Origin of the sequence: Rhizobium sp. RU33A (genome assembly GCF_900156055.1) — a bacterium.
GTDB lineage: Bacteria > Pseudomonadota > Alphaproteobacteria > Rhizobiales > Rhizobiaceae > Allorhizobium.
Map to the genome: position 1 here is coordinate 226975 of NZ_FTMQ01000005.1, position 25854 is coordinate 252828.

Below are 25854 nucleotides of genomic sequence, written 5' to 3' on the forward strand. Positions count from 1 at the left end.
CCCCGGAGATGCGATTCTCATTCTGCTAGGATATGAGGAAGGCTTCCAGGGCGGCGACGCTTGGGGGGCCTTTTTCTTTTGCGTTTCGTCTCCTTACGACTTTGACTGGGCTCTGAATTCGGCATGGAGCCGTTCCAGGTTTTCGGTAATAAAGCGACCAAAACTCACGGCTTCCCGGGACTTCAGGGAAATCGAGTAGCTTTTGCCAGCACCTTTGAACTCGGCGCTGACTGCGGCATCTCCCGACTGCCAGTTGCCTGCAGGGCGCGTTTTCCTGGCTGGCTTGCGTGCATTTCGCAAATCCTGAACAAGACGCTCGAATCGCGCTTCAGATGGCAGATCTGCAAAATCATCCCTGGCAATCGAGGCCTCCGCCACAAGGCGAAGATCCGGATGTTCAACAGTCTGGGCAAGATCGAGCCAACGATCGCGACCGATGCTCTTGGCCGAACCGATCGCCTTGATCACGTTGGCGGGCACCCTGCTTGTGACGGACAACATACGGGTCAGAAGCGCGCCATCAACCGACAGAGCAAGTTGGATTACGCGTCGATCATGACCGATCTCTTGCAGGTGGTGGGCAAAACTTGCCCGCTCGATAAAGGACAGGTTCTCTCGTGCAGAGTTTTCCTGTCCCTGGGCAATCACATGATCGGTGTCTGACACCGTCTTGACCACGGCCTTGACCGGACGCTTCAGTAGCCGTGCAGCGCGCACGCGCCGGTGACCGAAGACGATTTGATATCGATCCTTCGCATCCGGGTGAGGGCGAACCAGAACCGGCGTATCTTGACCGCGCTCCCGGATGGCTTCAACCAGCTCCTGAAATGCCTCTTCGTCCTCTCCCATGCGATCCGAGACGAAAGAATCATCAATCAGCACAGGGTCTAGTTCGAGAACAGCTTCACCAGACAGTGTCTGATCCGCCATCGCGGCCTTTTCTGCCAACTCGCTGAGCGAGCTGATCATCGACCGCGAGGCGCCCTTGTTGGCGTAGCCCGGCGTTGCCCGACGCTCAAGTCGCGGCCCTTCCGTCGAGGTGATATTGGCAAAGATGTCCTTACGCGCCATGATACTCGTCCTTTTTGCGCCCCAAGATCCTGAAAAACTTGGACAAAACATCAATCTGTACGGCTGACAACGGCTCACCCACGACGACGCCCCCAGGAAAGCTCCAGAAGGTCGACCACTTCGCCATTGACCAGATCCATGGCTTCGCGCGCACGGTCATATGTCGCTGATGTAAACTGCGAACGCTCGACCTCGTAGAGTGTCTGCTTGGTCAGGCCCGCATCGGAAACAGCTGTGGTCTTGACCATGTGGTTCTTCATCATCTGCTGAGCAAACATCGACTGCATGAAGCCCACCATCTGCTGCTGTGGCACATCCATGGGCTCGAAACGCGTGATCAGATAACGAAACCAGTCGAGGCTGACATTCACGCCCGCTCCTTCGACACTTTTCAAGATATCGCCGAGCATCAGCAGGAACTGCGACATCGACATGATGTCGAGCATCTGAGGATGGACTGTGATCAAGACGGAGGTCGCAGCCGTGAGTGCAGTCAGCGTCAGATAGCCGAGCTGTGGCGGGCAGTCGATGACGACCACATCATACTGATCATCGACCTCGGCAAGCGCCTTGCCGATCCGCGTATAAAACAGCTTACCTTCCATCGAGTCCTTCCGCTGCATCGCAAGCGGGGTCTCGTATTCATATTCCTGCAGTTCGAGATTCGCTGGAACGATGTGCAGGTTCGGGAAATTTGTCGGTTGAATGATTTCTGTAATAGAGCGACGGGTGTCATCATACCGGATCGCTTCGTAGAAGGACGGTTTCTCGTCCAGTTCGGGCTGGATGCCATAAAGTGCCGTCAGCGACGCCTGCGGATCGAGATCGACGGCAAGGACGCGGTAGCCGCTCAGAGCCAGGAACTGGGCAAGATGGGCAGACGTCGTGGTTTTGCCGGAGCCGCCCTTGAAGTTGACAACGGCCAGGACCTGGAGCTTTTCGCCATTGCGCCGATGCGGGACACGGTCGAGAAGGGCGCGCAGTTCATCCATCTGTGACGCCGTGTAGTATCGCCGTCCTGTCGAGGTGACCGACGGCTCGACGCCCTTGCCCTGCAAATGGAGCTTCTTCAAATAGCTTGCTGATACACCAACGAACTGCGCAACTTCCGCCAATGGAAACAGCCGAAGTGTCTTTTGCGCATTGGGCGGAAACTTCTCCATGCGCAGCATGTCGAGCTTGGCCGAGATCTCTCCGCCCTGCTCGAGGATGATATCGGCAAAGCTCGTCACCGTATCCTGCATTGCCCGTCTCACATTCATTTGCCAGGAAGCCTCTAGTCACGATATTTTCGTGTAAATCCGGAAATTATCGGGACTGTTATCCGATTCCCCCCGCTTGGCAAGCAAGAAGCCCCCAAACGATGCCCAAGTTTGGACAATGCCAGCGCGCTTGAAAACTGCGCCTTGATGGAATGATCCTGAAAAAGCAGAGGCTTGGACACTTCTCCCCAAGGCAGATCCGCTGGAGCGCACGACAGATTTGTCGTGGAAAGCCTCGTAGAACGGACGGATGCTCGGCGGTTTTGACCGACGATATCGAGCAAAACCGATTCTCTCAGCGACACAAGTCCCGACTCACGTCCCATCCGGCAGAAGCTCAGCCGTTCAACAGATTTGTATCTGGACCGCCTCGCCTCGTTTCACTCTCATGAGAGGACAAACGAGGGAACCGTCATGCAATTGGTCGTTATCGAAGATGCCCAGCAGCCACACTCCGCGTCACTCATGCAAGCCAAGCTGCAGTTGAGGTCGAAGGTGTTTGCCGACCGTCTCCACTGGGATGTCGAAAACGTGGACGGCCAAGAGCGCGATCAATTTGACGATCAAGCGCCGGTCTACATCCTGCTTGTGGAAGGGAGCCATCAGGTCGTCGGCAGCGTCAGGCTGCACCCTGCAGCGCGCTGCAGCATGCTCAGGCAAGTCTTTCCCATGCTGCTTGAGGGCGGAAAGCTTCATGTGCATCCGAGGATGATCGAGAGCTCGCGCTTTTGCGTCGACAAGCATAAGCCTTCGCCGTCACCGGGCTATAAGCGTCTGAAGCGCACCGCCGCAATCGCCCAGCCTTCGTTTTCCAGTTTGAGAACGAGAATGCTTCTGGCCGGCATCATCGATTGGTGCCTGTCGAACGAGTACCTGGAACTGGTGACGGCCACAGATGTCCGGTTCGAGCGTATCCTGCGTATGGCCGGCTGGCCAATGAAGCGGCTCGGACCCGTCACTGTCATCAACGAGACGGAAAGTGTTGCCGGTTCGCTTGAGATCTCGAAAGCGGTGTTCGAGAGGCTACGGCCTGAGGGCTATCGGCCGTTCCTCGCGCTGACCACCCAGCAAAGGGCTTCATGATGAACAGGATTGAAAGCCGCACCCGCCTGAACCGCAAACTGGAGCAGGCGCTCGGCACTGATCTTTGCCTCAGCCTGGCGGACCCCGAGGTCATCGAGATCATGCTCAATCCCGACGGCAAACTGTTTATCGAGAGACTGCGCGGCGGAATGGAGTGTACCGGCTCACTTGAGCCTGAACAGGCGGAAATTCTGATTGGACTTGTCGCCCATGCGCTTGACCAAGAGGTCAACGACAAGATGCCGATCGTCTCTGGCGAAATCCCGCTTGGCCGGCATCGTTTCGAAGGTTTGCTGCCGCCGGCTGTCAGTGCTCCGACCTTTTCGATCAGGCGACGTGCCGTCAACCGCATCGCCCTTGAGGACTATGTCAAGCAGGAAACGATGAGCGCTCCGCAATATGATCGTCTGCTGCGGGCGATCGAGGCGCGGCACAACATCCTCGTCTGTGGTGGCACAGGGTCCGGCAAGACGACACTTGCCAATGCCGTGCTGCAGGAGATCCACAAGTGCTTCCCGGACGATCGCATCGTCCTCATCGAAGACACGCTCGAGATCGATTGCCCAGCCAAGAACGCCGTCACGCTCAGAAGCAGTGACAGCCTTGCCATCGACAGGCTGTTGAAAAGCACGCTTCGCCTGCGCCCGGACCGCATCATGGTCGGGGAGGTGAGGGACGGCGCGGCCCTCACACTTCTGAAGGCCTGGAATACCGGCCACCCCGGTGGCTTCACGACATTGCATGCAAATGATGCCCCAGGCGCGTTGCGGCGGCTGGAGCAACTGGTCTGCGAAGTGAGCCACATGCCCATGCAGCATGTCATCGCAGACGCGATCGATCTCATCGTGTCGATCAAGCGCTCAGACGGCAAGCGCCGGATTGACGAAGTCGTCAGCGTCGAGGGCTTCGACGCGGGACGATACCTGCTTGTTTGATCAAAAAGGAGCTGAAGATGAAAGCTGTTCAAACGATGAACGTGGCATCAACTGCGGTTGCAACCTTCATTGAGACACGTACCGCACATGCAAGCTCTGGCGGTGGACTTCCCTGGGAAGCGCCGCTGGAACAGATCCAGCAATCGATCACGGGGCCTGTCGCAGGCTTCATTGCCCTTGCGGCCGTCGCTGTCGCCGGCGGCATGCTGATCTTCGGCGGCGAGTTGAACGATTTTGCCCGAAGGCTGATGTATGTCGTGCTCGTAGCCGGCATTCTGCTTGGGGCAAGCCAGATCGTCGGCCTGTTTGGCGCCACGGGCGCAACACTTGCAACAAACACGAGACCTGCCGTTCAGAGCTTCGAGCTATCCAATCGCATCCTTGAACAGGCCAGAGGGCGCTTGCTATGATGCCCGTGGCTGAGAATGCTCTCATCACTCATCCCATTCATCGCGCCTTGTCGCGTCCCAATCTTCTGATGGGCGCTGATCGCGAACTCGTCCTGTTGACCGGGCTTGTCTGCGTCATTCTGGTGTTTGTGGTGATTACCATCACCGCTGCCATTCTCGGCGCCCTGGCATGGGTCATCGTGCTTTCGGTTCTGCGTCTGATGGCACGCAAGGATCCGATGATGCGCCGCATCTATCTGCGCCATACCCGCTACCGCCCCGTCTACCGCGCCACATCCACCCCCTTTGCCAGGTGAAGAGGAGAAGAAAGATGGTTGGCCTTTCAAGGTTTCGACACCGTGGCCCATCCTTTGCAGATCTCATGCCCTATGCCGCCCTGATCGAGGATGGAACACTGCTGTTGAAGGACGGCAGCCTGCTTGCCGGCTGGTATTTCTTCGGGCCGGACACAGAGAGCGCGACAGCCTATGAAAGGAACAGAATATCACATGAAATCAATAGCATAATATCAAAACTTGGCTCTGGCTGGATGTTGCAGGTCGACAGTCTACGGGTCCCCAGCGCGGGGTATCACGACCGGGACCGCTCGCATTTTCCAGACCCCGTATCTCGAGCGATCGACGAGGAGCGGCGACGTCACTTTGCGGTCCAGGATCGCCATTTCGAAAGTCGGCAGAGCCTTGTCTTGACCTATAAGCCCGGTCATCAGGCGGGGGAGGGGTTATCGCAGTTCGTCTTCTCGAGTGATGGCGCTGCAAAGGCTGGTCCGGCCGATAGAGCGCTCGCCGCCTTTTCCAACGCGATCAGGGAAATCGAGCAATATCTGTCGGCAACGATTTCGCTGCAAAGGATGCAGGCTCATCGCCTGAACGAAGCCTTTGGTCTTCGCGAGGCACGCTTCGACAGCCTGCTTCAGTTCGTCAGGTTTTGTATCAGCGGCGAAAACATGCCGGTCAGGCTTCCTGATGTCGGCATGTATCTCGATTGCATCTTAACCGCCCAGATGGAGCACGGCACGACGCCGAAGCTCGACGACCGGCATATTGGCGTGGTTGCGATCGATGGCTTTCCGTCACAAAGCTGGCCGGGCATCCTGAATTCACTCGACCAGATGCCCTTATCCTATCGCTGGTCTTCGCGCTTCATCTTCCTTGACGCTCACGATGCCAGACGAAGGCTCGAACAGAAACGGCGGCGATGGCAGCAAAAGGTGAGGCCGTTTCTCGATCAGCTGTTTCAGACGCAGGGGCGCTCTCTCGACCAGGATGCTGCAGCCATGGTGGCCGAGACAGAAACCGCCATCGCCCAGGCCAATTCGGGCCTCGTCGCCTTTGGCTACTACACCTCAGTGATCATCCTCTTTGACGATGACCCTGATCGGTTGCTTGAAAACGCCGAACTGGTCCGACGCATGATCCAGGCCGAAGGCTTCGGCGCCCGGATCGAAACACTGAACGCAACGGAAGCCTATCTCGGCAGCTTGCCTGGAAACTGGTACGCCAATGTCCGCGACCCTTTGATCAACACGAGCAATCTCTCAGATCTTCTCCCGGTCAACTCGGTCTGGACCGGCGAAACGACTGCCCCATGCCCATTTTATCCGTCCGATGCGCCAGCTTTGATCCAGGTGGCGTCAGGGTCGACACCGTTTCATTTCAATCTCCATCATGAAGACGTCGGCCACACGCTGATCTTCGGTCCGACCGGGTCTGGAAAATCGACCCTGCTTGCGCTGATTGCCGCACAGTTTCGTCGCTACCAAAATGCGCAGGTCTTTGCGTTTGACAAAGGCATGTCGCTGATGCCGCTGACACGCGCAGTCGGTGGTGACCATCATGAGATCGGCGCAGAAGAGGATGGACGGGCAAGCCTGTCATTCTGCCCGCTTGCCGACCTCGAAAGCGATGCCGACCAGGCTTTTGCCACGGAATTCATCGAGATGCTTCTGGTCTTCCAGGGCGTCACGGTGACACCTTTGCACCGCAACGCAATTGCCCACCAGATCACTCTGATGGCGGCATCCTCCGGTCGGTCCCTGTCGGACTTCGTCAGCGGCGTTCAATTGCGGGACATCAAGGATGGCTTGAAGCACTATACCATCGATGGGCCGATGGGCCATCTGATGGATGCAGAGATGGATACGCTCGCCTTCCAGTCCTTCCAGTGCATCGAGCTCGAAGCCTTGATGTCCATGGGTGAGCGCAACCTCGTTCCGGTTCTTGTGCATCTCTTCAGGCGCATTGAAAAGCGGCTGACCGGAGCACCAAGCCTGATCATTCTCGATGAGGCCTGGTTGATGCTGGGCCACCAGGTCTTCCGTGAGAAGATCCGCGAATGGCTGAAGGTGCTGCGCAAGGCAAACTGCGCCGTTATTCTTGCAACCCAGTCGATCTCCGATGCCGAACGGTCCGGGATCGTCGATGTTCTCATTGAAAGCTGCCCCACCAAGATCTGCCTTGCCAATCCGGCAGCCCAGACCACGTCAATGGCATCCTTTTACGAGCGGCTCGGTTTCAACCAGCGGCAGATCGAGATCATCGCCACGGCTCGCCCGAAGCGGGACTATTACTGTGTGACGCCTAAAGGACGCAGACTTTTCGAGATGGCGCTTGGTCCTTTGACACTCGCCTTCACCGGCGTGTCGGACGCTGAACAGATCAGGACGATCAAGACACTTTGTCAAAACCATGGCCCGGACTGGTCGAGGCACTGGCTGAGCTTGAAAGGAGAGACAGATGCCTTATCGCTGCTTGATCAATAACAGCACCCACCAAAAGCGGCCATGGCTGGCGTTCTTGTCCTCGGCCATGGTTCTTGGCCATATCTCCTCTGCGCTCGCTGGCTCCGTCACCGGGGCGGCGACCGAATGGACGCAGCTCGCCAACAATGCCGAACTCGTCGCGCTTCTGGAAAGCTCAGGCACGCAAGTCAATCATCAACTGACACAGATCAGCCAGCTTGCCCAGCAGATCCAGAACCAGCTGCAGATCTATTCCACCCTGCTGCAGAACACGGCAGCCTTGCCTGCGCATGTCTGGGGCGATGTCGAAGCCGATCTCCTGAAGCTCAAAGACATTGCCGCGCAAGGCGAGGGCATCGCCTTTACGATGGGCAATGCCGACGAGATCCTTTCGCAGCGATTTGGTAGCTATGCCGACTTCCGGCAAGCGCGTCCGGGCGGAGAAAGCTTCGCAGAGACCTATCAAACCTGGTCGAAGAGCAATCAGGAGACGATTGCAGCGAGTTTGCGCGTCGCCGGCCTGACGACAGAGCAATTTGAAAACGAGGCCACCACCACGCGGGCGCTCAAACGTCTGTCCGAGACATCCGACGGGCAGATGAAGGCCTTGCAGGTCGGCCATGACATTGCCGTCGAACAGATCGCCCAACTGCAGAAACTGCGGGGTCTTTTTGCCCAGCAGATGACCCTGTCTGCCGCATGGCTGCAATCCGAGCAGAGCTTGAGAGATCTGGCCCAGGCCCGGCGCGAGGCCTTCTTCGGCGATGCGATTGAGGAAATCCCGGAAGGTCAGAAAATGGAGCCACGCTGGTGAGAAGATCAAGACGACAACAGTGCATTTTGTGCTGCCTATCCTGGCCTGCGTCAGCCAGTATCTGGCTTGCAGCCATCAGCCTGGTTTGCCTGTCGACACCAGTGCTTGCACAGCAAGGCGCCATGCTCACCGAGCTGGAAAACCAGGTGGTTGCAGCAACTCACGACTGGCAGTCCACCATCATGGAAGCCGCACGATCCCTGTTCTGGATCCTGGCCGCGATCGAAATCGGGATTGCGGCCATATGGCTTGCCTTGTCAGCGGCTTCCCTTGACGGCTGGTTTGCCGAACTGGTGCGCCGGATCCTGTTTATCGGTTTCTTTGCCTTTCTTCTCGAACAGGGGCCAGGTTTTGCAAAGTCAGTGGTCGACAGTCTGTTTGCGATCGGGGCAGGGCAGGGTTCCGCCTCGCCTGCCGAGATTTTTGACGCGGGCATAAAGGTGGCCTCCGGTCTTTCGCAGCAGGCCCGTTTCGGGGTCTTCGAGGACAATGCACTGGCCATTGCCTCGGTGATAGCCATGGGTGTCGTGGTCATCTGCTTTTCGCTCGTCGCGGCCATCTTCGTCGCTGTCATGGTGGAAATGTATGTCGGGCTTCTGGCCGGAATGATCATGCTGGGGCTTGGCGGCTCGTCTTTCACCAAGGATTTCTCGCTACGCTATCTGGTCTATGCCTTTTCGGTAGGTATGAAGCTGATGGCACTGGTGATGATCGCCCGGATCGGATCTGACGTTCTGCTTGGTCTTGCCGCCGCCCCCGTCAATGACAGTGATCCACTGCTTTCGACCTTCTCGATGGCCGGCCTGTCTGTGGTGGTGTTCCTCATCTCGCTCTATGTCCCGACCATCGTCCAGGGTGTCGTTCAGGGTGTTTCGGTCACACAGGGCCTTGAAGTGATCCGCCATGGCACGCAGGCGGGCACCATGGCTGCAGGCGGCGCCTTCCTGGCCGCCACCGCTGGAAAGATCGGATTTGGTGCAGCCGATGCGGCACGGGCTGGGGGTGCCTCTCGCGGTGGCGCCGCCATGATCGGGCTTTCAGCTGGCGCCGGGCAGGCGGCGCGTGCGCTGGGCGCTGCGGCTCGCGACAAGATGATTGCAGCACCCGGTGCCCAGCACGCTTCGTTGCTTGGCCTTGCCAACGCCAAACTCGAAGCGGCTGCATCATCAGTCACCAACAAGACAGCATCGACTTCAGGGGTATCCCCTGAAGCTCCAAGAACTGGGGAGAGGCGGTGATGACGAAGAGCAATGCAGTGCCAGAGAACCCCTATCTGTCGGCCCGGCTCGAATGGAATGAGCGCTATGGCGGTTTCGTGCGGGAGGCCAGGGCCTGGAGGGCGGTTGCCGTCTTAAGTCTTGCTCTCGCGACCATCGGCTTTGGCTACGCTCTCTTCCTCAGTCAGACAACCAGACTGGTTCCCTACATCGTCGAGATCGACCGCTTGGGTAGTCCGGTCGCAGCAGGGGTACCCGAACAGATCGAATATGCCGACCAGCGCGTCGTGAGGGCAATCCTTGGCAATTTCATATCGAGCTTTCGCTCTGTCACCCCCGATGCGGTGGTTCAAAAGCAGTATATCGACCGCACCTACGCGCTTTTGAGGGCATCCGATCCGTCGACCGAGAAAATCAATGCCTGGTTTCGGAGCAATTCGCCCTTTGAGGCCGCCAAACGGGTCACGGTTTCAGTCGAAGTCTCGAGCATCGTCGCTTTGTCGGAACGAACCTATCAGATCGATTGGAGCGAGTTTGAAAGAGACCGCAGAGGGCGGGAAACAGCAAGCCGACGATTTCGCGCCATTGCGTCGGTAACGCTGACCGAACCCCAGGATGAGGCCGTGATCCGGCTCAATCCGATCGGGCTTTACGTGCATGACTTCGACTGGACCGCACAGCTCTAGCAACGGGATCCGACAAGCGACCCGACAGGCGGCTTTTCAGACAGCAATGGAGATCGTCGTGACATACAGGTTCCAACAGCATGTAACGGGCATTCTGATCAGCATATTGGCCTTTTCAAACGCAGGCCGGCAGGCCCTGTCACAGGAAATGACACCTGCCGAAGTCAAGGCGCTCAGCCATTCCAGTGCCTGGCAAGGCGGGCGGGGTGGCGTTACACACGGCCCCGATGGCAAGGTGCTCTTCGTCTTCGGAGACGGGCAGGCTTCGATCATCTGTGCGCCGCTGCAGGTCTGCGCTATCGAGCTTCAAGCACAGGAGACCGTTAAAGACGTTCTGGTCGGCGACAGCGTGCGCTGGAGCGTGGAGGCTGCAAGCTCCGGCGAGGGCGCGCAACAGACAATTCATCTGATCGTGCGCCCGACAGAGGCCAATCTGGCAACCTCGATGATCGTCACGACATCGATGCGCACCTATCACATCCGACTGAGATCGCATGAGAGCCGCTATATGGCGCGTATCGGCTTTTCCTACCCCCAAACGGCGTCAAGCCAGATCGCGATCGTCAATGCGAGGCTTGCGGCTAGGGGCGATGCACCATCGACCGGCCGGCTTGATTTTGCCTACAGGATCGAGGGGCAGGCAAAGTGGCGGCCCAAACGTGTCTATTTTGATGGCGATAAGACCTACATCCAGTTTCCAGCCGGGATTGCCAATGGCGAGATGCCCCTTCTCTTCCTGATGTCCGATGGGGCGCGGCAAATCGTCAACTACCGGGTCAACAAGGACCTGATGATCGTCGACCATCAGGTGGACGCAGCCGTGCTTCTGGCAGGAACGGGCTGGCGACAGAAGAAAATCACCATCAGGCGGGGGCGTTGAGATGAAAAACACCCAAGCCCTGATCCCCACCTCGCTCCCAGCCTTGGTCCCGAGCCTGCTCGTTATCGGCTTCTCGCTCGCCTCCTGCCAGCTGCAAAGCGGCGAGCCGATGTTAACCGGCCAAAACGCGGTATTGTCGACGCTTGAGAACCCGGCCGTCGCTCAGCCAATTGCAACGGATCTCACAGAGGATCTTGCAGGCCTCATCCCGAAAACCGCAAAGCTTGTCTTCGATCAGGATATGCCGCCGGTCATGCGTGCTGCCCTCAGACAAACCCTGTCAACCAAGGGCTATCGTGTCGGTAGCGCAGATGACAGGCAAGGCAAGGACATCCTCCTCAAGCTCAAAGTTTTCGAGGTGGGAGAGGATCTCCTCCTGCGGGTGACGACGCCGGCGATCAGGCTGTCGAAAGTGTATCGCATGAAGGCGGCAGGTAGCGCCCAAATTGGCGATGTCGCTGATGATGCTGGCGGCGCCTCGACAATGCGCGCCATTCATGTTGCAGGACCGCCGGTCCTCGAAACCATCGGCGGAGCGAACGGTCCATGAGCGAAGCATTGCAGCTTTCCGGTGCGCCCCAGGTCTTGACAGCCAGATCCCGCAATGGGGTTGAGCAGGGGATGCAGCGGCTCAACCGTCTGCCAGTCATCCTCGTTCTGGCAGGCGCCATTCTCGTTATCGCAACAATCGTCTTTGGACTGTCTTCACGCGGTTTGTGGCGCAGTGGACAAGGGTCAGAAGATGGGTTGGATCGCAGGCCAGCGACCAGCTTTGCCGACACATTGAAACAGGGGATCGGCGACGGGATCATCGGGGAAAATCCGTCACCGCCCGTAGTCCAGCCTCCTTCAAGCATCGCGGACCCGCCAGAAGTGATCCAAGCGCCCAAGCTTGTGACGCAAACCAGACCGGGAAGAGACCAGACGGTTTCGCCGGCTCCTCTTGAGCTCGACGAGGATGATCTCTGGCGCAAGCGACTGGAGCGCGAACACCAGGAACAGATCCTCAATGAGCGCCAGCGCCAGGTCATGGCAAGCCTGCAAAGGGCGGAGGGCGCAAAGGCTTCGCCGCTCAGGATCGATACGAGCGTGTTATCTGAAAGACTGTCGACAAAGCCTGAAGGGGAGGGGGCTGCAGCTTCCGGAAGAGACCTTGGCTCAAGCGATCGCCTGACACAGCGGCTGATGGCGGCCGCCGAGAGCATTGGCATGGCGGGGGAGGGCATGGGCGATCCCAACGGGCAGGGTCAAAAGCAGGCCTTCCTCGACAAAGCGAGAGCTGCGAGAAACCCTGGGGCCCGCCTTGAGCCTTTGGGCTCTAGAACATTGTTGCGCGGTTCCGTCATTCCAGCTTTGCTGTTGAGCGGTCTCAACGCTGATCTTCCCGGTCGCCTTCTCGCCCAGGTCAGCCAGAACGTCTATGACAGCGCCACGGGACGACACCTTCTCATCCCGCAAGGCTCACGACTGCTCGGCCAGTATGACTCCAAGGTCTCTTACGGTCAGTCCCGGGTGCTGGTCGTGTGGACCGATATCGTCCTGCCGGACGGTCAGCGTCTTGACCTCGGCGCGATGGCCGGCATTGACCAAGCAGGGGAGGCGGGCTTCAAGGACAAGGTCAACCGCCATTTCATGCGAAACTTCGGGACTGCAGCGCTGGTGGCGCTGATTGGCACCGGCATCGACCTTTCTCTTCCGCAGTCGCGAAATGCTTTTGGGGTCTCAGACCCATCCGACGCCGCCAGACGCAGCTTTGCAGAAACCTTCGGACGGCTTGCCGAAGGCTCGGTTTCAAAAGGCCTCGACACGCAGCCGACATTGACGATCAGACCAGGCTACCGATTCAACATCCTGGTTGATCAGGACCTGGTGTTTGGATGATCGGTCCTGACCATTCGAAGTGGGCCGCAGTTTCGTCTGACCAACGGGCAAGACACAATAGCTTTCCGTTAAACCTCTCAATGTCATCCAAGCGACAAGAGCGCTCAAATCAGGGACAGGCGAATAGCGACAGCCGTCGCATGTTGTATCGTCACGGCATCCAGTTTGTCCCGCGCCTTGTCGATCGAGATCCGCACCGTCGAATACTTGGCATCGAGGAGATCGGCCACGTCCTGCATGGTCTTGCCCTCCGCAACCCAGCGCAGGCACATCCTCTCAAACGAGGTGAGATCGCTGGGGACAGCTTGATGCCAACGCATGCGGGGAAGGGAAAAAGCAACATGCAGCATTGCAGCGGCCGCCGCAGCCTCGACAATGTCGAGCATGGCGGCGAGGTTCAAACAATGCGTGTCGGATGAGGCAAAGGTCAAAACCGCCTGATGACTGAAGCCGACCCGGATTGGAATCGAAAATCCTGCCCTGATACCATGGGCAATAGCTTCGTCACGAAAGGCGACGACCTCGGCCCGTTCGGTCTCAAAGACGGGATCGTCGAGTGACCAGCAGAAGGGATGGACACCGCGTTTCACAGCACGGACGATGGGATCGATACGGCCGTAATTGTTGCGATAATAGCGATCTTGCCATTCAGAGGGATAGTTGGAAACCGCTCGCCAACGCGAACCGTCCAGCCGGAGATAAGCAAAGAAGGGAAAGCCATGTCTTTCTCCGAACTCTGACAGGGCAGCTGTCAATGCATCGGGATCACTGGCTGTCGAGATGGCTTCGATGAGGCTGTCAAATGGATGCTTCTTGCCCATGGAGAGATCCTTTTCGGCAGTGAGGGTCGAGGACCGGCCACTGCAGGTGACCGGTTCCGTGCGCATCGATTGAACTCTAAAGAAGAGCCAGTCCCTAAGGGGACGCTGGCAGGTACAAAATAGTGTCATCTGCAATTGTTATGCGGACAAGTTATAGCTGCACATGTGCCGCGCGCAACTTTGACAGACAAAAGAAACAAAATTTAACAATGCTCGCACCCACTCTGACATGACGGCATGCCGCATGCTGCAAGCTGTCGGATCTTCCGGGATCAGTTTTGCCCAGCCCGCTCCAGAAACACCACCTGATCAGCAATTCTGGAATTCGGTCATGTCCTGGTTTTTCGCGCCCTGTTCCTTTCGGGGAGGAGATCGACCTCGACTGCCGGCGTGAAGATGTAGCCGCCAAGCCGAACTGTGCGCAAAAACACCGGCCGGTGAGGGTCGACTTCAATCTTGCTGCGAAGCCGGTTGATATGGACATCGATGCTGCGATCGACGGGACGCGCAGCGCCCACTCTGGTCAAGGTCAGAAGCGTCTGGCGTGACAGGGTCTTGCCGCTATTGCGGCAAAAGGCCCATAACAGATCGAACTCGGCTGCCGTCAAATCGACCAGGCGACCGGCCGGATCGGTCAAGATCCGCCTATGGGGATCAATGGACCACCCTTCGAAAAACAGCACACGATTTGTCGAGAACGCGGCCGCGCCAAATGCTGCCCGGCGCAAGAGACTAACGACGCGTGCCTTGATCTCTGGCAAGCCCAGCCTGCGCCAGAAGCAATCGTCTGCGCCCGCCTCAAGCGCTTCGATGCGAAGAGTGGGATCGTCTGATCCGACCATGAAGATGATGGCGACCGAACTGGTCAGGCGGATGTCCCGACACAACTGGATGACGTCGTCTGCGGGGTTCGCCGAGCGATCGAGGATAAGGAGATCGACCCCCTTTATGAGAAGCGTTTGACGCAATTGCTCGATCGTCTCGACAGAGCGGATCTGGTGTTCTGCTTGAAGGGCCTTCAAAATGCGCCGCCCGCCTCGATCGGCAAGGCTCAGCAGCAAGACTTCGGCTTTGCGGCGCGGATCCGGCCTTGCCGGGAATGAAGACATTGACGATGTCGGCATGCGCTAGGCACTCCATGTTTGTCTCGCCACTGTCGCGAGACTTCACAGCGCCCTTGGGATCATATGAAGATCTCAACCGGAGCGGGCAGGCTCATCATTGACATCCATTCCATCCGGCTTGCCAAGTGACAAATCTGCTAGAGTGACCCGCCTTGCCCCCGCAACAATTCTTCATCTAGATCCGACACTTGCCGTTTGAACCTTCTCACGGGTCGTGGCATCTTCGTCATGCGGGCAAAGAACCCAAGTACGAGGCCTGCTCATGCAAAACCTGGATCCAGATGCGCAGGACAGCGCACCGCTGGTTGTTGTCTGCACGGCAGCAACGGAGCTTTCGCTCTTTCTGAGACATAGTCTCGAATGCGAAGACATCGCCGCGATCTTTACCACATCGGCGAAAGAAGGCTTTGACCAGATCGTCAGCCAGGAACCGGTGATGGCCCTGATCGACTGCCAGCTTCCAGAAGCGCCATGGCTCCTTCGAGCGCTTTCAGATGTCATGCCAGAGGAAAGCCTGACCATTCTGGCTCTTGGCGCTCATCACGGGACGGACGACCCGTTGGGGTACAGATACATGGGCAAAGTTCACAGCTTTCCCCGCCCGCTCGACCCTGCCGGTCTCATCGAGACAATCCAGCGCCTTGCGGGTCAGATCCGCGTCAACGATCGCAACCGGCTGGTCTTTGCCGATATCAAGCTCGACCTCGCCGCTCGGAAAGTCTGGCGGCGGCGCCGAGAAATCCGACTGACGGGCATTGAATTCGAACTGCTGTCGGCTCTCATGCGGGAACCCGGCCGGGTGTTTTCCCGCGAGAGCCTGATTGCTCGAGCCTGGCCCCGTGGTGTCTTTGTCGAAGCCCGCACGGTCAATATCCATATCGGCCATCTCAGACGTCGACTGAACGCCCAAGGTGGGCCGGACCTCATCCGCACAGTGCGCGGCTACGGCTATGCGCTTGATCGAACAGATCTCGACCTTGAGAGGAGCACCCCATGACAGGCCCCCCTATGACAGGCAGAAGCAACAACCACGGAACTCAGCTTGTCCTTGAAGGCGGCAGTCTGATTACCGGCGACGGCAAGACGCATCTTGAGAGCGCATCGATCCGGATCCGAGACGGCGTGATCGTCGACATCACTGAGGGGCTGATCGAAGCGAGCGATGGCGAGAGCGTTGTTTCGACCAAGGGGCATCTGATGCTGCCAGGCTTCATCAATGGTCATGCCCATGCCACGATCGCAGGCCCGTCCATGCCGAGCGGTTCTACCCCGCTGTCACTCGATGACGTCAGATATCAACGTAATCGGCATCTCCTGTCGGGAACGACATCACTCATCAATGTCTGTGGGCTCGCTTTGCCCGAAGAACGAGACGGAGCGCTCGAGCCCCATGCGCTCGACATCCACATGACGAGTGGCCATACACCGCATAGCATTGCTGCAGCCGACCAGATCGATGGCCAGGGGCTCACATCGCGTCATCGATCAGCCAGGATCGAGGATCTCGTTTCACGGGGGTGCCGGGTGCTTGGCGAAGCCGGTGGGGGACAGACGCTCGGTGGCGGTGCCCAGGACTATCGCTTTATCCCCGATGCCATCGAAGAAAAGACGGGCGTCAGGATCTCGGCACATCTGGCACGCCAGCTGAAGGAAGCGGTGCTGGGCCGAGACCTCAATGGCAAGATGAGGGTCAGCGAGGCTGGGCTTCAGGACCTGCTCGATGAGCACGCGATCGATCTCACCGCCCGCACGCTTGCCGAACTGCTACGCACAAAAGTGCTTGCCCCGGTTCATTGCGCGCGGCTTGGCCTTGAAGAAATTGCCGAAGCGTCAGCGCGACTGAAGCTGCCGGCCATTTTTCATCATGCCTTGCCAACCGCCACGACGCTCATCGCGCTCGCCAAGCAGTATCCGGGTGCGCGGATGGTGGCAGCCCATGCCAATCATCCATCGTTCCGGCCTGAAGAGGCGTGCGCTTACGCGCGAGAGCTCAAAGCGCTCGGTGTTACAATTGACGTTTCAACCCTCGACATGATCGAAACGAGGTTTCGAAACCACCCCAACAATCTCGATGCGCTTGTCGATGCGGGTCTCATCGATACCTTGTCCACGGATTATGCCGGCGGCGACTGGGATAGCATTGGTTCTGCTCTTCACCGGATAACGAGAAAGAACGGCTGGAGCCTGCCACGTGCTGTCGCACTTGCAACTGGCAACGTTGCGCATGTCTTTCCCGAGCTTTTCGCCGACCGAGGACTGCTCAAAGCTGGCAGAAAAGCCGATATCGTCATCGCAGAGCCGTATAACATCTCGAAGATCCGCCATGTCTACAAAGACGGCCGTCTGGTTGTATCAGATGGGGTGCTGTTTCCCGGCGTGGCCTATGGATTGCAGAAATGAAAACCAGCTCGACGAGGCGGATCGTGGCAGGCCTGACCCTCTCAGCGCTTGAGGACGTCTAGCGCTTTGCACCACGGACCTCCTGGCAATAGTACCAGGCGGACAAGACGGCACTGGTTTCGTCACCCCGGGCGTCCGAAAGCGTCATCGACCCATTGCTCGCCAACGCTCACGCATTCCTTGCGGCTCTCGAAAGCCGAGACATGCTCGAGCTCTGTCCCGCCGGCCAGAATCTGTACCACCACCAGAATAAAACCAGGCCCCATAAATACCTCCGGAACATCATGCTATGGAGATACAGGTTTCGCACCTGCAATAAAGGGGGAGGCCCGAAGTTTTGTCATCCGGGGACAAATCGCCTCAGGCAGCCTTATGCCGGGCAATAAAGGCGCATCGGTTCACCACAGGGTGACGCAAGGCAATCTCTGGAGATCACTCGTTGAGGACGTGCCAGGGCAGAGGAGGGGGAGGAGAGGAGGGCAGGGCAGGGCAGGGGAAGTCGCCAGAGACAATACGTTCCTCACCCGTCAGGCCCATGATACCGGGCGGGACAAACACGCTCGATACCGAAATCAAGACCCGTTCTTCAATGGCAGCGGTAGCCGAAAACTTCCCGATCGGGTCGATCTTTGCTATTTTGCGTCAATACTTCCCGATCGGTAAGGACCGCATGGTCTCTCAGAAAATCCTCCTCTACGGTCAGCCAAATCAGGAGTTGATCCATGTTCAGATCCGCAGGAAATTTCTGTGCTGCCATCAGGCAAAGGCGGAAGTTCCTGGGCTGGACAAAGGCTGAGTTGGCCAGACGGTCTGGTACGGGTGAGCGGTTCATTGTCGAGCTTGAGTCCGGCAAGCCGAGCTGCCAGCTTGAAAAGTCTCTGGTCGTCGCACGCACTGTCGGCATTGAGGTCGGCGATCTCAGGACGGCACAGGCTGCGCTCACCATATCCGACGATGATCTTGATTTTCTGCCGACCTTCGGGGACGGTCGATGACGAAAATCTGCTGCGGCAATGCTGGCGCAACCACCTGACCAGCGCGCTTATATCTCAAGGGCCGGACCAAGACGGATGTTTGACCTTACGATTGATCTCTACAACGATCCAGAGACGGCACGCCAACACCTGGAAAAGCTGCGTTGGCCAAAAGGCCCGATCTGTCCGCATTGCGGCAATGGCGACAAGTTCCGGATCATGAAGTTTGCCGGCAAATCGACCCGGCCCGGCCTCTACAAGTGCAAGGAATGCCGCAAGCCTTTTTCGGTCACCATAGGAACCGTGCTGGAGGGCTCCAACATCCCTTTGCACAAATGGGTCCTGGCTGCCCATCTCATGGGCGCCTACCGCTACCGCATGAACGCCAATCAGCTTCACCGCATGCTTAACGTTAGCTACAAATCCGCCTGCCAGATGACAGAGCGTATCGACAATGTCCTGACATAGTCCGCTGGCCTGGAGAGTACCCGGTCAAGACGAACTTATATGCGCTCAGTTCTCAAGCATTTTCCCATCGTGCCTCAAGCCTTGAGGCACGGGCACGGGCTGTTTGCCGGGCTTTGGGTCGGGCAGGGTCTTGAGCAGGCGCCGAAGCACCTCATCGCCTTTCTCCTCATCGGTCTTTTCAGCGCGATCGGCCATATCCATCCCCAAGAGCCCGGTGGCTTGCACCTGATGTCGAGCATGCTGCGATTACAAGATTAAGACGCCCTGCCTTTGCTGACAATCATATCCGGGATCTCATTGTTTCCGTCTCCGAGCCTGGTCAGGACCGCTGGAGCCTTGTTTCCAGCACGTTCAGCAAGGGCCTTGGATCGCCCCCGTCAAAGCAGTCGACGGCACCAACAACATGCTCATAAACATCTGTGATGCCGCGATTGCTCATCACACGCTGGAGCTTCAAGGCCAGATCCGCGCGGTCCATGGGCTGGCTAGGATCGCCGCGAGGCGTCACCAATGCGCTGGAAACTATCCTGCCTGATTTCAGGGTGAGCTGAAGTCTGGCCAGGGTCTCGCGCGGGAACCGTGCCTCCGCCTCCTCGTCGGTGCAAAGGGTGATCCTTTCGGCAAAAAGCACAAGATCCTTGCGATCAAGAAGCCTTTGCGAAACAGCAAGGAGCGCCTCTTCGCCTTCGATGGCCAGAACTGCCAGACAGAATGGAAGGCTGTATTGCAGGCCGACAAGTGTCTGCGGGGCGCAACTGTTGGCCAGCCGCAGCGCCTGCGCGAAGGTGTGCACGTCAATCCGTTCGATGTCATCGGCGACCAGGTCATGGCCGTGCATCAGTTGGCTCAGCGCATCAAGGGCTGGATGAATATAGCGACAACAGGCATAGGGCTTGAAATAGGTGTCAAGGATCTCGAACCGATCACCGAGCTCAGCTGTAAGGCGGGCCTGATCATAAAAACGGTCATGATCAAGGAGATCGATGGGACCAGTAAAGCCGCGCTGCGCCAAGAAAAGCGCTTCAAGCCCAGTCCTTGCGCTGAACGCGATCCCCTCCTTGACCAGATTGCCGGTCGCCCTGGAATAACCGGAACTGCCATTGGCCCGCTGGTTTGGCGCCAGAACGCCGGCGATCGAGAGCCCCTCAGACAGCACTTCGTGCGAGACCCCAAGAAGACGCCCGGCAGCCGCACAGGATGCAAAGGCCGCCCACCGCCCGGTCTGACGCGTCGCAATGGCGTCCAGCCTTTGCGAGGCCGCAATCCGGACACCGACATCATAGCCGGCGATGATCGCCGACAAGATCTCCGAACCCGTGACCTCTGGCAGACTTGCGCCAAGTGTCAGGACAGTTGGGATGACGCTGGCACCAGGATGGCCGCGGGCTGCCCGATTGCCGTCATCCAAGTCGAGGCCGGAGGCGCAAAGACCATTATGCAGCAAGGCAAGCGCCAGGGAAGATTGCCGAGCCTCAAACCAGACGGGCGCATCTCCCTCGCCATGCATGTCAGTGATACCGAGTGCTGCATGCGGTGCTGCTGTCCCCGCTCCCGCAATTGCGGCCGTCAGAAGATCAAGCACGCAGCAAAGCGCGATCTCTTTCAGCTTAGGCTCGCCTGCCTCGACATCGGTTTGAAGCGCATGTCGTGCGAGGCGTTCTGTCATGGATGACATGATGGCCTCCCTCTCAGGTCAGGGCGGAATGCGCCAATACCCATGCCTTAAGTCTCGCGACTTGCCCGATACTTCTGAAACAGTGCCGCCACCACATAGAGGTCAAGCACTGGCAGACCGACACAGGTGACAGAGAGCGGCGCACCTGGCTGAACACGCCAGTCTTTTGTCTTCGATAGTTCCAGAATGCCAAGATGGGGGCCGAGTGCTTCAAGCGAGCTGCCAGCCCTTGAGAACTGCAAGGCAAGGCTCTGCGAATTTCGCCTGGAGACGGTCGCCAAATCATCGCAGCCGACCTGGCCCTGCCTCAGGATCCGGCGCAAGGTCTCGGCTGGCACTTCGTCGCCCCCCAGATGAAGAAGACAGGCATCGCGTCTGAGCTCGTGATCACCGAAAACCGGTCGGTCGGAATTTGTGGCTGTGATGACGAAATCAGCTTCCGCCAGAAAACCACTGTCTTCGACAGCCACGATATCGAAGGGCAGTGTCATGGATAGAGAAGCCTGCAGCGCCTTTGCGCGTTCAACCCTCCTTGCCTTGAGATAGACGCGGCCGATGCGAAAGGCTGCGCGATCCGCCAGCGAGGCGAGGATCGCCTTGGCAACTGGCCCGGCACCGAACAGAAACACCGTAATCTGATCTTTTTCGATCGGACAAAGACCAAGCACTTGCGACGCGTACGCGCCTGTGCGGGCGGCCGAAAGCGCGGTCGCGTCGATGATCGCGATCGGCTGCATGGAGAATTTCTCCATGAGAATATAGGTCGACCTGGAGCGTCGAAGGCCGAAATGCCGGTTGAAGGCATTGGCACCGATGACCTTGACCCCGGCAAATTCGGGATTTGCACCATAGAGACAGGAGAGCTTCCAGCCGAGCCTCTCACCGGCAAACTCGACTGGTCGGCCTTGATAACCCGCCTCTTGCCAGAACGCCTCCTCGGGAAGCGACAGCACGGACTTATGCCCCAGTGCCCGACCGTTGCGGATATCGTGCCAGGCCTGATCGAGCACGTCATGCACTTCCCTCACCGATAGCGCAGAGCCACTGGCGGCGATCTCCTTTTCGCCAAGCACGACCGGCTCTGCCCGATGCGGTGTGAACCGCAAGGTTGAAGCCAGTCTTGTATCAGTCTGATCGCCTTCCATGTGACCTGATCCTCCCTTAGCCTCGCTCACGCGACAAAAGAAGATGATAGCCGAGGGGTAAGGTTTCAGAGGCGAAGTCTTGGCAAAGACTTGGACAAAGCGGGGGACGAGGACCCGGGGGAGGCAGCTCCGACCAAGCTTGAGCACCGTCTGATATCGCTCAAAAATTCAATCCACCGGTCCGATCGAGGGTCAGACGAGCGACTTAGCCCTGATCCTTGCCGCCTTTCGATAAGCCCGTGGCGTGAGACCCGTCTCAAAACGGAAGGTGCGATTGAAGTTCGACAGATTGTTGAAGCCGGCCTCGAAGCAGATATCGGTAATCGACGTCTGGGTCTCGCTGAGCAGGGTTCGTGCGCGCCAGACCCGAACGGAACGGCTGTAGTCGGAGAAATTCATGCCGGTCAGGCGGCGAAAGGCACGCGAGAAAGCGGAGGGCTCGAAACCGACCTCTTGCGCCACCTCATGCATTTGCGCGCCGGGATCCGATTGCAGGATCTGGATGGCCTGGTCGATACGCCGGTGTCTGCGATCCGACACCTGATTGTAGATCGAGATGAAATGTTCACTGGCAAGCAAACGCTTTTCAGGTGCTGCATCGATCGCCTCGAGGATCTCCAGGAAGAGCCCCAATCCACCCCCATGGCCACCCCGATGGCTACCCCGATGGCCGATCGCATGGAGCTCGAGGATCTTTTCACCAATCCTTTGAGCTTCCGGCCCCAGGATCTCGACCCCACGTTGCGCCAGGGGTTTGAGCCGGTGCAGCACATCGAATTCAGGGCAGACCGCCCGGACGCCGATCAGAGCATCGGCATCAAACTGCAAGACCATGTCCCGGCCGGGAAGCGGTGGAGCGCCGGGCGTGATCCAGTTATGCGGCAGATTGGTTCCCGTCAGCATCAGATGGCCGGGGCGAAACGGGCCGATATAGTCTCCGACATAGGCAAAGCCACTCGCGTCCGGGATGAAGTGGATCTCCCATTCGGGGTGGTAGTTCCAGATACAGATCGGATTGGGATAGTCGTCGCGGCGGATCAGATAGGAGGCGCCTCCGGGCAGGACGATCTGTTCACGGGTGGCGGTAAAGGTCTCGGAGGGAGACTGCGGAAAATCTGGTGCAATAGGCATGCGATGACTCATGTGACGATACACAGATGTCAAAATAGTATTATTTCTGCGACGAAGTCCAACTAGTTCGCGCTGATCTCTTCGGCAAAAGTGCCCCCGTCGATGGCAAGGGAGTTGCCATCAAGGGAGGAAATCATGACATTAAATGCTCTCCGCGCAGGCTGCGCGGTCATCGCTATCCTTGCCAGCTCGAACGCTCTGGCTGCCGCACAATGCACGGATGACGTTCGCATCCTGGCGCAGCCGCGCGACGGTCTGACCCTTCTCGAAGACTATGTCGACGAGTTCGAGGCCCTCTCCGGTGCCGGCTTCGAGATCAGCTATCTCAACGAAAACGATCGCCGCGCCAAGTCACAGGCCGACGCCTCGACCGTTGGCAGCTTCGATGTCTACTATGTCGACGAAGCCAATCTGGCGCTGTTTGCCTCCTCCGGCTGGATCGTGCCGCTGGATGGTTTTTATCCGTCCGAATATGATTACAACGACTTCGACGCTGGCATGCGGGCTGCTGCAACCTATGACGGCAGGCAGTGGTTTGCCCCCGTCCAGGGCGGCGGCGACCTGATGGTCTATCGCACCGATCTTCTCGAAAAGGCCGGCATTGCGCCGCCCAAGTCCTGGGATGAGTATTTCGCAGCCGTCCAGAAGCTGCACGATCCGGCAAATGGCGTCTACGGTACCGCCTTGCGCGGCCAACGTGGTTCGGGCGCCAATGTCTGGCGCTGGATGCCCTTCTTCAAGGCCAATGGCGGCGAATGGTTCAAGGACGGCAAACCGGCCTTCAACTCGGAAGCTGCCGTGAAGGCAACCGAGACCTATCTCGAACTCTTCAAGTATTCGGCTCCGGGCACGCAGACCGGCTCCTGGGATGAATCGACCGGCGCCTTCCGCTCGGGCAAAGTGGCGATCATCATCGAATCCGCGCCGCTTGGCGGCATGTCCGTCGACAAGGCGCAGAGCCAGGTCGCCGACAAGGTCGCTTTCTCGGTTCCGCCGTCGCCGCTGCCCGGTGGCGGTTATGCCCATGGTTTTGCCATCGCCTCCAAGGCCAATGCGACAGATGAGGAAAAGTCCTGCGCCGGTCTTTTCGTTGCCTGGGCAACATCCAAGGAGCAGGAGGCCCGTCGCCTCGCCGCTGGCCAGCCCGGCGAGCTGACACGCACCAGCACCTATCAGAGCCCAGAATATGCAAAGACCTTCGGCCAGAACCTGGCGGACGCCATGGCAGCCACCGGTGAGAAGACCACGGTCACTTTTTGGCAGGATCCGCGCTGGCAGGAACTGGGCAATCAGTGGGGCATCATGCTGGAAGAGCTGATCACCGGCAGCCGCACCGACATCAAGGCGACGCTTGGCGAACTCGAAGCCTTCGCCGCCAAGCTTTAAGGCCCCCCAAGCAGCCAACTCGGGCGCGTCCCCCGGCGCGCCCCTTTTTCTTCATCAAAGGATCCGCCATGCGCCGCGGCCGCTCGCTGCCTTATGTTTTCCTGGGCCCGACCCTGGGCATCCTGATCATCCTGGCCCTGGTGCCAACGCTCTACGCAGTGAACATCTCGCTGCAGAACCGCACTCTGTCGGCGCCCGATGCCGACTATGTCTGGTTCGCCAATTATCTCGCGCTGTTTTCGGACGCCCGCTTCCTTAACGCGCTCTGGGTCTCCTTCAAGTGGGAGATCATCAGCGTTACTGCCACCATGGTGACAGGGGTGGTGCTGGGCATCGCCATGTTCGAAGCCGCAAGCCCCAAGGCGCGCAACCTGCTCTGCATACTCTTCATCATCCCCGTTCTCCTGCCGCGGGTCTGCGCCGCCTTTGTCTGGAAGTTTGCATTTCACCCGCTCTATGGCGCCTTGACATGGCCGGTTCGCGAACTGACTGGCATCACACCAGACATTCTCTCAACCCCGCTTGGCGCGCTTCTCGCCGTTGCCTTTGTCGATGTCTGGCAATGGGGCCTGTTTTTTGCCGTCATCATCCTGAAGCTCCTGGAATCCCTGCCGCCACAGCCGCTGGAAGCTGCCCGCATCGACCGCGCCACCCGTTTCGAGATCCATCGTTTCGTCACGCTGCCGATGCTGAAAGCACCACTGATCAGTCTGCTTCTGGTCAAGGCGATCGAGAGCCTGCGCTCCTTCGACCTCGTCTATGTCATGACCCGTGGCGGCCCCGGCATCTCCACCGAGACGCTCGACATGTATGCCTATTCGCAAGGCTTCATCGAAGCCGGCAAGATCTCCTACGCCTCCTCCATGGCCGTCATCATGATGGTGCTGACCATCGTCACCTTCACCTTTACCTGGAAGAGGCTGAACCGATGAAGCTCTCGACCCTTCTGCTCAAGCTTATTCTGGTCGTTGCCGCAACGCTTGTCGTGCTGCCGCTGCTATGGACCTTGCTCAACGCCTTCAAGACCAATGCCGACCTTCTGGTCTCGACACCGAAACTCTTCTTCCAGCCGGTGCTCGACAATATGAGCTATGTGCTCAACCGCCGTTCGGTGGCTCGCGCGCTGACCAATTCGCTGATCATCTGCACAAGTGCCGTAGCACTCGGCGCCGTGCTCGGGGTGCCCGCGGCCTATGTGATTGCCCGCTTCAAGAACCGGCTGACTGCAGAAGCCCAGTTCTTCGTCCTGTCCCTGCGCTTCCTGCCACCGGTGGCAATCGCCATTCCCATGCTGGTCATCTGGCTCGGACTTGATCTCTATGACACCCGCCTCTCGCTGATCGTGACCTATCTGATTGTCACAGCCTCGATCACCATCTGGCTGTCGGTGCCGGCTTTCGAGCGTGTCAGCCTGCAAGTGGAAGAGGCTGCGCGCGTCGATGGCTTGGGTCCCTACGCCACCTTCTTCCGCATCGCTTTGCCGATCGCGCGGTTCCAGGTTTTCGGTGCCATCGCCTTTTCCTTCGTACTGGTCTGGAACGAGTTCCTGCTTGCCATGATGCTAACCACCTCAAGCGCGAAAACCCTGCCGATCATCGCGTCGGAGATGTCGCAGCTCGGCATGAATGTGCCCTGGGGCATCCTCAACGCCGCCGTCGTCCTTCTGTCTCTGCCGCCGCTGATCCTGCTCGGGGTCCTGGCCGGTGGCCTCAATGCCGCATTTTCCAAGAAATCCGATCAAGGTTGATAAT

28 protein-coding genes are annotated in these 25854 nt (G+C 58.4%); 19 read left to right on the forward strand and 9 right to left on the reverse strand.

Translation table 11 applies throughout. The annotated features are described in order from the left end of the window. Window positions 1-93 precede the first annotated feature (93 nt). Window positions 94-1122: a plasmid partitioning protein RepB gene (repB, locus tag BW978_RS18520; RefSeq protein ID WP_348529168.1), complete on the reverse strand. Its 1029-nt coding sequence runs from the start codon at window positions 1120-1122 to the stop codon at window positions 94-96. A 23-nt stretch (window positions 1123-1145) separates the two neighbouring features. Beyond that, entirely contained in the window at window positions 1146-2333 is a 1188-nt protein-coding gene (gene repA, locus BW978_RS18525; RefSeq protein WP_069044341.1) for a plasmid partitioning protein RepA, read from the reverse strand. 414 nt (window positions 2334-2747) lie between these two features. On the opposite strand from repA, the gene BW978_RS18530 reads away from it, so the two are divergent. Genes BW978_RS18530 through trbI form a run of 11 tightly spaced genes read left to right on the forward strand, consistent with a single transcriptional unit; the run spans window position 2748 to window position 12979 of the window. Continuing rightward, the gene (locus tag BW978_RS18530) at window positions 2748-3416 is read left to right on the forward strand and encodes an acyl-homoserine-lactone synthase (protein ID WP_076397302.1); all 669 of its coding nucleotides are present in this window, start codon (window positions 2748-2750) and stop codon (window positions 3414-3416) included. Then, complete coding sequence (gene trbB, locus BW978_RS18535) at window positions 3416-4351, forward strand: P-type conjugative transfer ATPase TrbB (RefSeq protein ID WP_076397405.1); 936 nt, start codon at window positions 3416-3418, stop codon at window positions 4349-4351. The genes BW978_RS18530 and trbB overlap by 1 nt, the downstream gene beginning before the upstream one ends. A gap of 17 nt (window positions 4352-4368) precedes the next feature. Then, entirely contained in the window at window positions 4369-4761 is a 393-nt protein-coding gene (locus BW978_RS18540; protein ID WP_076397406.1) for a TrbC/VirB2 family protein, read from the forward strand. Continuing rightward, window positions 4761-5057 carry a conjugal transfer protein TrbD gene (locus tag BW978_RS18545; RefSeq protein WP_076397407.1) on the forward strand — a complete coding sequence of 99 codons (297 nt, stop codon included), beginning with the start codon at window positions 4761-4763 and terminating at the stop codon, window positions 5055-5057. Before BW978_RS18540 ends, BW978_RS18545 begins: the two co-directional genes overlap by 1 nt. Before the next feature lie 14 nt (window positions 5058-5071). Next, a complete protein-coding gene (locus tag BW978_RS18550; RefSeq protein ID WP_076397303.1) occupies window positions 5072-7522 on the forward strand; it encodes a VirB4 family type IV secretion/conjugal transfer ATPase in 2451 nt (816 codons plus the stop codon). Further along, window positions 7497-8315, forward strand: a complete 819-nt coding sequence (trbJ, locus tag BW978_RS18555; protein WP_076397304.1) for a P-type conjugative transfer protein TrbJ — start codon at window positions 7497-7499, stop codon at window positions 8313-8315. Before BW978_RS18550 ends, trbJ begins: the two co-directional genes overlap by 26 nt. A gap of 59 nt (window positions 8316-8374) precedes the next feature. Further along, the gene (trbL, locus tag BW978_RS18560; RefSeq protein ID WP_076397408.1) at window positions 8375-9553 is read left to right on the forward strand and encodes a P-type conjugative transfer protein TrbL; all 1179 of its coding nucleotides are present in this window, start codon (window positions 8375-8377) and stop codon (window positions 9551-9553) included. Further along, window positions 9553-10218 (forward strand): conjugal transfer protein TrbF, encoded by a 666-nt coding sequence (trbF, locus tag BW978_RS18565; protein WP_076397305.1) that lies wholly within the window; start codon window positions 9553-9555, stop codon window positions 10216-10218. The genes trbL and trbF overlap by 1 nt, the downstream gene beginning before the upstream one ends. A 58-nt stretch (window positions 10219-10276) precedes the next feature. Then, complete coding sequence (gene trbG / locus BW978_RS18570; protein WP_244552003.1) at window positions 10277-11098, forward strand: P-type conjugative transfer protein TrbG; 822 nt, start codon at window positions 10277-10279, stop codon at window positions 11096-11098. Between the two features lies 1 nt (window position 11099). Then, on the forward strand, window positions 11100-11648 hold the full coding sequence (locus tag BW978_RS18575) for a hypothetical protein (protein ID WP_076397307.1): 549 nt from the start codon (window positions 11100-11102) through the stop codon (window positions 11646-11648). Then, the gene (trbI, locus tag BW978_RS18580; protein ID WP_076397308.1) at window positions 11645-12979 is read left to right on the forward strand and encodes an IncP-type conjugal transfer protein TrbI; all 1335 of its coding nucleotides are present in this window, start codon (window positions 11645-11647) and stop codon (window positions 12977-12979) included. Before BW978_RS18575 ends, trbI begins: the two co-directional genes overlap by 4 nt. A 104-nt stretch (window positions 12980-13083) precedes the next feature. On the opposite strand, the gene BW978_RS18585 is transcribed toward trbI, so the two are convergent. Together BW978_RS18585 and BW978_RS18590 are read right to left on the reverse strand one after the other, a co-directional pair. Beyond that, on the reverse strand, window positions 13084-13800 hold the full coding sequence (locus tag BW978_RS18585; RefSeq protein ID WP_076397409.1) for an autoinducer binding domain-containing protein: 717 nt from the start codon (window positions 13798-13800) through the stop codon (window positions 13084-13086). Between the two features lie 329 nt (window positions 13801-14129). Further along, complete coding sequence (locus tag BW978_RS18590) at window positions 14130-14924, reverse strand: response regulator transcription factor (protein WP_083697642.1); 795 nt, start codon at window positions 14922-14924, stop codon at window positions 14130-14132. 262 nt (window positions 14925-15186) lie between these two features. On the opposite strand from BW978_RS18590, the gene BW978_RS18595 reads away from it, so the two are divergent. Together BW978_RS18595 and BW978_RS18600 are read left to right on the forward strand one after the other, a co-directional pair. Next, window positions 15187-15921, forward strand: a complete 735-nt coding sequence (locus tag BW978_RS18595) for a winged helix-turn-helix transcriptional regulator (protein WP_076397310.1) — start codon at window positions 15187-15189, stop codon at window positions 15919-15921. After that, window positions 15918-17324: an amidohydrolase family protein gene (locus tag BW978_RS18600; RefSeq protein WP_244552004.1), complete on the forward strand. Its 1407-nt coding sequence runs from the start codon at window positions 15918-15920 to the stop codon at window positions 17322-17324. Before BW978_RS18595 ends, BW978_RS18600 begins: the two co-directional genes overlap by 4 nt. 122 nt (window positions 17325-17446) lie before the next feature. Here BW978_RS18600 and BW978_RS23630 read toward each other — a convergent pair whose 3' ends face one another. Then, window positions 17447-17590 carry a hypothetical protein gene (locus tag BW978_RS23630; RefSeq protein ID WP_175616911.1) on the reverse strand — a complete coding sequence of 48 codons (144 nt, stop codon included), beginning with the start codon at window positions 17588-17590 and terminating at the stop codon, window positions 17447-17449. Between the two features lie 323 nt (window positions 17591-17913). On the opposite strand from BW978_RS23630, the gene BW978_RS23635 reads away from it, so the two are divergent. The 3 genes from BW978_RS23635 to BW978_RS18610 all read left to right on the forward strand — a co-directional run bounded on the left by BW978_RS23635 (window position 17914) and on the right by BW978_RS18610 (window position 18766). After that, window positions 17914-18120, forward strand: a complete 207-nt coding sequence (locus BW978_RS23635) for a hypothetical protein (RefSeq protein ID WP_175616903.1) — start codon at window positions 17914-17916, stop codon at window positions 18118-18120. Continuing rightward, window positions 18047-18319, forward strand: a complete 273-nt coding sequence (locus BW978_RS18605) for a helix-turn-helix domain-containing protein (protein WP_076397312.1) — start codon at window positions 18047-18049, stop codon at window positions 18317-18319. The genes BW978_RS23635 and BW978_RS18605 overlap by 74 nt, the downstream gene beginning before the upstream one ends. Before the next feature lie 75 nt (window positions 18320-18394). Continuing rightward, on the forward strand, window positions 18395-18766 hold the full coding sequence (locus tag BW978_RS18610; RefSeq protein ID WP_076397313.1) for a transposase: 372 nt from the start codon (window positions 18395-18397) through the stop codon (window positions 18764-18766). Window positions 18767-18811: 45 nt separating this feature from the next. Here the strand turns inward: BW978_RS18610 and BW978_RS23640 are convergent, their stop codons facing one another. The 4 genes from BW978_RS23640 to BW978_RS18630 form a co-directional block, all read right to left on the reverse strand. Then, on the reverse strand, window positions 18812-18961 hold the full coding sequence (locus tag BW978_RS23640; protein WP_175616912.1) for a hypothetical protein: 150 nt from the start codon (window positions 18959-18961) through the stop codon (window positions 18812-18814). 124 nt (window positions 18962-19085) lie between these two features. Then, window positions 19086-20441, reverse strand: a complete 1356-nt coding sequence (locus BW978_RS18620; RefSeq protein ID WP_083697644.1) for an MmgE/PrpD family protein — start codon at window positions 20439-20441, stop codon at window positions 19086-19088. Window positions 20442-20488: 47 nt separating this feature from the next. Then, complete coding sequence (locus BW978_RS18625; RefSeq protein ID WP_083697645.1) at window positions 20489-21586, reverse strand: hypothetical protein; 1098 nt, start codon at window positions 21584-21586, stop codon at window positions 20489-20491. Between the two features lie 192 nt (window positions 21587-21778). Further along, complete coding sequence (locus BW978_RS18630) at window positions 21779-22717, reverse strand: AraC family transcriptional regulator (RefSeq protein ID WP_076397315.1); 939 nt, start codon at window positions 22715-22717, stop codon at window positions 21779-21781. Window positions 22718-22852: 135 nt separating this feature from the next. On the opposite strand from BW978_RS18630, the gene BW978_RS18635 reads away from it, so the two are divergent. The 3 genes from BW978_RS18635 (at window position 22853) to BW978_RS18645 (ending at window position 25850) form a co-directional block, all read left to right on the forward strand. Next, entirely contained in the window at window positions 22853-24103 is a 1251-nt protein-coding gene (locus BW978_RS18635; protein WP_076397316.1) for an ABC transporter substrate-binding protein, read from the forward strand. Window positions 24104-24171: 68 nt separating this feature from the next. Further along, window positions 24172-25035 carry a carbohydrate ABC transporter permease gene (locus tag BW978_RS18640; protein ID WP_076397317.1) on the forward strand — a complete coding sequence of 288 codons (864 nt, stop codon included), beginning with the start codon at window positions 24172-24174 and terminating at the stop codon, window positions 25033-25035. Next, window positions 25032-25850 carry a carbohydrate ABC transporter permease gene (locus BW978_RS18645; RefSeq protein WP_076397318.1) on the forward strand — a complete coding sequence of 273 codons (819 nt, stop codon included), beginning with the start codon at window positions 25032-25034 and terminating at the stop codon, window positions 25848-25850. The genes BW978_RS18640 and BW978_RS18645 overlap by 4 nt, the downstream gene beginning before the upstream one ends. The last annotated feature ends 4 nt before the right edge of the window (window positions 25851-25854 follow it).

Coding starts and splice junctions, on each gene's coding strand:
- trbF (WP_076397305.1), top strand. CDS start 9,553: ATGACGAAGAGCAATGCAGTGCCAGAGAACCCCTATCTGTCGGCCCGG.
- trbI (WP_076397308.1), top strand. CDS start 11,645: ATGAGCGAAGCATTGCAGCTTTCCGGTGCGCCCCAGGTCTTGACAGCC.
- BW978_RS18540 (WP_076397406.1), top strand. CDS start 4,369: ATGAAAGCTGTTCAAACGATGAACGTGGCATCAACTGCGGTTGCAACC.
- BW978_RS18595 (WP_076397310.1), top strand. CDS start 15,187: ATGCAAAACCTGGATCCAGATGCGCAGGACAGCGCACCGCTGGTTGTT.
- BW978_RS18550 (WP_076397303.1), top strand. CDS start 5,072: ATGGTTGGCCTTTCAAGGTTTCGACACCGTGGCCCATCCTTTGCAGAT.
- BW978_RS18585 (WP_076397409.1), bottom strand. CDS start 13,800: ATGGGCAAGAAGCATCCATTTGACAGCCTCATCGAAGCCATCTCGACA.
- trbJ (WP_076397304.1), top strand. CDS start 7,497: ATGCCTTATCGCTGCTTGATCAATAACAGCACCCACCAAAAGCGGCCA.
- BW978_RS18590 (WP_083697642.1), bottom strand. CDS start 14,924: ATGCCGACATCGTCAATGTCTTCATTCCCGGCAAGGCCGGATCCGCGC.
- BW978_RS18605 (WP_076397312.1), top strand. CDS start 18,047: ATGTTCAGATCCGCAGGAAATTTCTGTGCTGCCATCAGGCAAAGGCGG.
- BW978_RS18600 (WP_244552004.1), top strand. CDS start 15,918: ATGACAGGCCCCCCTATGACAGGCAGAAGCAACAACCACGGAACTCAG.
- repA (WP_069044341.1), bottom strand. CDS start 2,333: ATGAATGTGAGACGGGCAATGCAGGATACGGTGACGAGCTTTGCCGAT.
- BW978_RS18575 (WP_076397307.1), top strand. CDS start 11,100: ATGAAAAACACCCAAGCCCTGATCCCCACCTCGCTCCCAGCCTTGGTC.
- BW978_RS18610 (WP_076397313.1), top strand. CDS start 18,395: ATGTTTGACCTTACGATTGATCTCTACAACGATCCAGAGACGGCACGC.
- BW978_RS18635 (WP_076397316.1), top strand. CDS start 22,853: ATGACATTAAATGCTCTCCGCGCAGGCTGCGCGGTCATCGCTATCCTT.
- BW978_RS18645 (WP_076397318.1), top strand. CDS start 25,032: ATGAAGCTCTCGACCCTTCTGCTCAAGCTTATTCTGGTCGTTGCCGCA.
- BW978_RS18630 (WP_076397315.1), bottom strand. CDS start 22,717: ATGCCTATTGCACCAGATTTTCCGCAGTCTCCCTCCGAGACCTTTACC.
- BW978_RS23640 (WP_175616912.1), bottom strand. CDS start 18,961: ATGGCCGATCGCGCTGAAAAGACCGATGAGGAGAAAGGCGATGAGGTG.
- BW978_RS18530 (WP_076397302.1), top strand. CDS start 2,748: ATGCAATTGGTCGTTATCGAAGATGCCCAGCAGCCACACTCCGCGTCA.
- BW978_RS18620 (WP_083697644.1), bottom strand. CDS start 20,441: ATGTCATCCATGACAGAACGCCTCGCACGACATGCGCTTCAAACCGAT.
- BW978_RS23630 (WP_175616911.1), bottom strand. CDS start 17,590: ATGGGGCCTGGTTTTATTCTGGTGGTGGTACAGATTCTGGCCGGCGGG.
- BW978_RS18640 (WP_076397317.1), top strand. CDS start 24,172: ATGCGCCGCGGCCGCTCGCTGCCTTATGTTTTCCTGGGCCCGACCCTG.
- BW978_RS18545 (WP_076397407.1), top strand. CDS start 4,761: ATGCCCGTGGCTGAGAATGCTCTCATCACTCATCCCATTCATCGCGCC.
- BW978_RS18625 (WP_083697645.1), bottom strand. CDS start 21,586: ATGGAAGGCGATCAGACTGATACAAGACTGGCTTCAACCTTGCGGTTC.
- BW978_RS23635 (WP_175616903.1), top strand. CDS start 17,914: ATGGCAGCGGTAGCCGAAAACTTCCCGATCGGGTCGATCTTTGCTATT.
- trbB (WP_076397405.1), top strand. CDS start 3,416: ATGAACAGGATTGAAAGCCGCACCCGCCTGAACCGCAAACTGGAGCAG.
- repB (WP_348529168.1), bottom strand. CDS start 1,122: ATGTTTTGTCCAAGTTTTTCAGGATCTTGGGGCGCAAAAAGGACGAGT.